The sequence below is a fragment of the Streptomyces sp. GbtcB6 genome (assembly GCF_019091475.1).
GTDB classification, from domain to species: Bacteria; Actinomycetota; Actinomycetes; order Streptomycetales; family Streptomycetaceae; genus Streptomyces; species Streptomyces hyaluromycini.
Map to the genome: position 1 here is coordinate 1 of NZ_JAGXJL010000307.1, position 267 is coordinate 267.

General features: G+C 39.3%; 1 protein-coding gene. It reads right to left on the reverse strand.

All coding sequences use genetic code 11. From position 1 onward, the window contains the following. Positions 1-18: 18 nt before the first annotated feature. The coding region (locus KVT45_RS55395; protein ID WP_217562727.1) for a hypothetical protein at positions 19-267 on the reverse strand (249 nt) is incomplete at its 5' end.

Genomic DNA, 267 nt, shown 5'->3' on the forward strand with positions numbered 1-267 from the left:
TCTTACCATTTCCAACAGTCAATATGTCCTGGCTAGTGTATTGTGTTGCTGAAGAAGCTCAAGGTGGCAGAGTGTAGCACCGCTAGGACAAATTTGCCTACCACTTAAAGTGGGACAAGCTCCAATAAGCATAACATTAATGGCATAATCCTTAGTGATTGATGCCCCTTTAGCTTTTAACATCATGTTAGGCTGACCAGTCTTATATGACTTAAAAGTTGTCACATTAGTATTACACATGTGCATTAAGATCTCAACTAAAAGTGG